The sequence below is a fragment of the Bartonella saheliensis genome, from assembly GCF_902162175.1.
This window is the reverse complement of sequence record NZ_LR607257.1, coordinates 1-5672: the sequence shown is the minus strand read 5'-3', so window position 1 is coordinate 5672 and position 5672 is coordinate 1. Positions and strand designations below refer to the sequence as shown.

At 37.0% G+C, this 5672-nt stretch carries 2 protein-coding genes; both read right to left on the bottom strand.

The window, feature by feature from the left end:
- A partial coding sequence (locus tag FS875_RS09225; protein ID WP_144755984.1) for an autotransporter outer membrane beta-barrel domain-containing protein occupies positions 1 to 2152 on the bottom strand: 2152 nt, incomplete at its 3' end.
- Between the two features lie 1009 nt (positions 2153 to 3161).
- On the bottom strand, positions 3162 to 5639 hold the full coding sequence (locus tag FS875_RS09220) for an autotransporter outer membrane beta-barrel domain-containing protein (RefSeq protein WP_144755981.1): 2478 nt from the start codon (positions 5637 to 5639) through the stop codon (positions 3162 to 3164).
- Between the last annotated feature and the right edge of the window lie 33 nt (positions 5640 to 5672).

The window sequence follows — 5672 nt, the reverse complement described above, 5'->3', positions numbered from 1 at the left end:
GATAAAAGCCATTGTCATGCTGTATGGTTGCATAGGCTGTGAGGGACCATTTATCAACGGTGTTTTTTCCAGCATCTTGCATATCTTTTGGCGTAAAGGAAAGCTGTCCATAGGTTCCTAAAAGACCGAAATTGGTTGTGGTATTATGCCCTTCCAGTGTTGCAAAGTTCACCCCTCCTTGGAGAGCGGCATAGCGAAGGTCAGCACCGCTATAACCATATTGACGTGGCGCGCTTTCAGAGGAGAAGGTTCCTGTACTTCCATAGGTGTGTAAGAAAAAGCCGTTTTGTTTTTCTTGTCCTTTATCTATGATCGCTGTTCTGATATTTGCCAACAAAGTGTTTTGTTCAGCCATATCAGTCAATCCACTATAGAAGAGAGCATTTGGCATGACCAAATAGCTTGCCATTTGTGCTACAGGTGCTTCTACTTTTGAATCAGGAAGAAGTTCTTTATGTAAGCGGAAATCCCAGAAATTCTCATTCTTTTCATCAAAGAGACTTTGTTCAATATTCGCTTGGCCATAGCTTGATTCTGGTCCGTAACCTGTTAGCGTATATTTATAAGGTGAACCACCCCTTGTGATATAACCATGGGCTAATTTGAAAGAATTTTCATCAGCCTTTCCGGAAACTTGGATCAGTGAAAGCCCACTTATGTTAGAAGGATCGGAAGCATTTATGACACTCTCTTTATCTCCTAAATCGCTTTGAATATAAACTGTTGTGGAGCCTGAAACATCGCCGTGAATGAGAAGATGATCGGTTTCTTGCTCTGTGATTGGTGTGCCATCAGTCCATTTTGTATTGAAATAAATTTTTGCATCACCTGTTGCATTATAGACGGCCGTAGTCCCTGGTTTTCCGGAACCTATATGCAATGTTTGATAATGACCTTCTGTTGGTTTGTCAAAAATTATAGAGCTGTTGTTAAGACCCAAGACAGAAACATCAGAGCGTGCTCTTTGAGCAATATCACGTAAGTTTCCCTCAGCGTCTTTTTCATTTTCACTGATTTTCAACGTCCACGTTGTTTCATTTTTAAGATCAAAGCTTGTTTTTCCCTTTTCTTTATTTCTTACACCACCTTGTAAGACAGAGTGATCTGCGGTTAAAGTAAACATTTCAACAGGTTCTGTCTCCTGTATGTCGTTTTTGAATAACGTATCAGCAAGGATTTTTGAATTTTTAAGATTAACTTTACCAATTGATTCAATGGTATTTATTCCAACACCATTTTCAACAAGCAATTTTGTATCCGTTAAATTGATTTCTGAAGTCTTATCATTAGGGGAGGCTTCAAATCTTATACCACTCCTTTCTGCCTTTGCCGATATATTTATCGTATCAATTTTTCCACCATCTTTTAAGACAAAAGTCGATCCGTTTGCAGTGACTTTTCCTCCTGTCATGGTGATTTTAGATTGAGAATCGCTTGCATATAATCCATCACCGGGCTCATATTCATGGTCATCTGCACCTGGATTTTCACCCTTGAATGATGTTACTTCAACATTGTCTTTTAAAATAATAGTGCTGCCACTTCCTGCGTGTATCCTCCCTCCAAAGGATCCACCTGAAACTGTTACTTGAGAAGTGTCCTCTGCCCTTACGCCGTACATTGCTTCTTTAATGGTTACATTTTTTAAAGTGAGTTTACTTTTTTTATAAGCACTTATTCCCTTCATTAGAACGTTATCATATTCATTTTTACAACTTGCTATTGTGACATTTTCCAGTACGCTACTACTATTAAAGAGAGCTACACCGCTTGCAGAAACATTAATAGAACCTCCTGTCATCTTGAATGTAGCGTTGTCTGATACTTGAACGCCATATCCATAAAAAGGATCATTTCCAAGTGGAGCACCAACAATGGTATTTTCCGATAATTCAATCAAACTATCGGATCCTTTAACGACGACAATGGTTGCAACAAATGGTGTTCCTTCCGGAGGCGTACTCCCCAGCTTTAAATTTTTGCCGATGATTTTTCCACCCTTTTCTGCCCAAATATTATTGTAGCTTTCTTTAGAGACTTCTATTTTTTTCTCACCAGAAACTCTAAGTTCTTTCGCTTGTGCATTAGGATAGGTGCCAAACAATAGGATTGCTGAAATTGCTGTATATGATAGAAGAATTTTTTTGGACATCTATGTTCTCCTCACTTAACTAAGCTGCAAATGTTTTCTTGGCTTGTTATATCCCCGCTTGTTACATAAGAAGAACAAACAATATAAGAAAATAAAAAATGGCTAATTACTATTTATTATTTTGTAATTATTATTTTATAATTTACTTATAGTCAAATTATTTAAAATTAATTCATATTGTATTTATTGTGTATAAAAATATTTTTTAAAAATATCAAAATAATATTTATAGCTATGATAAGTAGATAGTCGTTGTGTATTTGTACTTTCGTTTATGGTACTAGGATACCGTTATATATTTTGATATATTAGAGAAAACAAAGGGGAAACAGCATAGCGAGGCGTAGCTGTCAGCAAAAATTAAAAAAGTTTTCTTAATTTTCTATTTGATGTATTTTATATTAAGTACAATGTGTTTTATAACTATGCTAAAGAGCTCTAATTGGTTCTTTTATAAACCCTATTACTCTTTTTGAGTGTCTTGATAAATTTGTTGATATCTTTTTTGTTTTTATTTCATCTCATTAAATTGACTGCGTAAAGGGGGATGCAAAGGGATGCTTGGGAATATGTTTTCCATGGAAAGAGGAAAATAATCGCAGGTTATGTTTTCTTTATCTATTTATGATAATGAAATTATTACATTTTCTTTTTCTTGAGAAAAAGGGAAGGGGCTTTTATGAAGCAAGCGAGATTTATCAATAACATCTAAGCTCAGCATAGTTATCTCTAGGTGTTTTTTCTGAGCGTTTTGGTTCGCTCTCACGTGGATGATGAATCGCTTTGTGTCATTTTGTTTAAGAGAGATGAATGCATTTAATCTGATAGGCTTCAAGGACAATACGTTAGCCTTGTAAATCAATAAATCTTTATGGAGATGATGTTAAGGGGATAAATAACAACGCTATTCAAGCGATCTTTTAATAAAAGAGTGTCAAGAATAAAAAAGGCAGCATATTGTGCTGCCTTTTGGTTAAATTGAATAGAATGGCTATTTTACAGTTTTTCTTCAAAATTGATAGCGTATTCCGCCTGAAAAGCTTGCTCCCGATATACCGGTTTTTTGCAGCTTTTGTTGATAATGAACATCAGCATGAAGGACAATATTTTGTGATAATTGTGCATTCACACCAAGTCCACCTTCAATCGCAGCTCCCATAGTATCAAGGTGGAACGATTCACCAATCTTTATGGTGCTATTGTTAGAAAAGGCTTTAACAATATTCAATTTACCATAAAAAGAAAGAATACCACCGTTTTCAGTAGGAACTATTTTTTGCGTTAAGCGCCCACCAACACGCACCAACCATTGATGAGGATTTCCCATATCCACATTAAAGCCATCAATATCTGAGAGTGTGCCAATCATAAGACGTTGATAAACGACTTGTGCTTGTGGTTCAAAGGACAATCCTTTCGTACTGGTTTCAAATTTTTGTCCAACGGTTGCCGATGCACTGAATGTATCGGTGTTCGTTAATTCTGCTGTCTTTCCTATGAGAGCAGTGGTGATATCTCCCTTGAGCATTCCATAGGAGAAGAGCGCATGGACATATGTCCCATTATGATGATGCAGGCCACTATATGCAGTCAGTGACCACTTATCGAGTGTACTCTTGTCAGCACCTTTCATATCTTTTGGGGTGAAAGCCAATTTCCCATATGTTCCTAAAAGACCAAAATTGGTGGTCATGTTTTGATCTTCTAGAGCAACCAACGTAAAGCCTGCTTGTAAAGCAGCGTAGTGAATATCGGCACCATAGCCATATTGTAACGGCGTACGGTGGGAGGATAATGTCATCTTATTGCCATAGGTCGAGAAGAAAAACCCTTTGTTTTTATGATCTTTTGTCTCAAAACCTGTTTCTTGCATCGTATCCAGTAACGCATTTTGATTGTTTACATCAGCCAATCCAGCTGAGAATAGAGCGTTAGGCATGACCAAATAGCTTGCTACCTGAGGAACGAGAGCTTTGATCTTTCCTTCATCATCGAGCGTTTCACGTTGCAAGCGGAAATCCCAGAAATTCTGATGTTCTCTCAAATGGTTTTGTACGTTGCCTGTTTGTCCAGAATTTGATGTTGATTCACCTTTTATATTATTCTCAACGCCTAAAGTCATTCCCCCTAATACAACGGGAGTCGTGTCGGTTTTTGCGCTCTTGTCTTTTGATTGTTGAGATACTTCCCCTAAGCGGCTTTGCGCGCTCTCGGCTTTTCCAAGACTTGAGGTTGGTCCATAGGCATTGAGTACATATTTATAAGGCAAACCACCCATTGTGACATAGCCATTTTCTAGCTTGAAGGAATTTTTATCTGCCTGTCCAGATACTTGTATGAGTGACAGACCACGCATATTCGCGGGAATAGGAGCTTCTCCTGTCGATGACTTATCTTTTGAAAGACTATTGAAATTAATTATTGTGGTACCTGAGACATCTCCATGGACAAGAAGGCGGTCTGTTTTTTGTTGTGCTTTTCCTAAACCATCACTCCATTCTGTATTGAAATAAATCCTTGCATTGCCCGTTGCATTGTAGACAGTTTTTGTCGTGGAGTCCCTATTTTCTTGTGAATGAGGAACCTCAATAGCTTGTCCTATACTCAAGGTTTGATATTGACCCCTTGCCAGTGTATGGGGCTCATTAAACACAATAGAACTATTATTAAGGTTCAGGACTGAAACGGTAGACAGTGCTCGCTGCTCAATGTCGTGAAGAGCATAATTAAATGTACTAGAATCACGATTTATGTCATATTGACTTACATTTAAATACCATTTGCTCTTGTTAGTTAAATTAAAAACAGTCGTATTAACTGCTAGGGTTCTTGCTCTTCCTTCCATAATCGAATTATCGGCAGTTAATATAAAAGTCACAGGGTGAGGATCTGAATCTGTTTTCTTTTTTACATTATTTTGTAATAATACATCAGCACGAATTTCTGAATTTCTAAGTTGAACTTCGGCAACAGACTTTGAAGATGAAGGTCCTAAAATACCGACACCATCTCTCACAAGAAGTTTTGTATTGGTAAGAATTGCCTTATTGATAACTTCCTCACCATCTTTCAAAAAAACATCTAAAATGCTGTGAAAAATAACACCGGATTTTCTTTTGCTTTCTATGAATGAATCTTCAATATTGATGATACCGTTCGAAATTGATAGACCAGTATACAAGGCATTGGCTTTAACTCCTTTAGCATTAATACGTCCACCTTGTGATACAGAAAAGGCAAACGAAGCTGAATGTATTGTGGAGTTTGTAATTGTGGCAATCGCTTTTTTAGAGGCGTACACTGCGCTTAATCCATTGCGGATAAAAACATTATTAAGAGTTTTTTCCTCTCCGTCTTCCAGCTTAAACTCATTAATAATTTCCGGAGGTTGTGTATTTGCATGAGTTGGAGCGAGATGAGAAAAAATGAAAGTTCCAGCAATTGTACATAACAAAAAATTTTTTTTATAAATATATTTCTTACACATAGAGATGCCTTTAGTATTTGGTATGCTTTGATG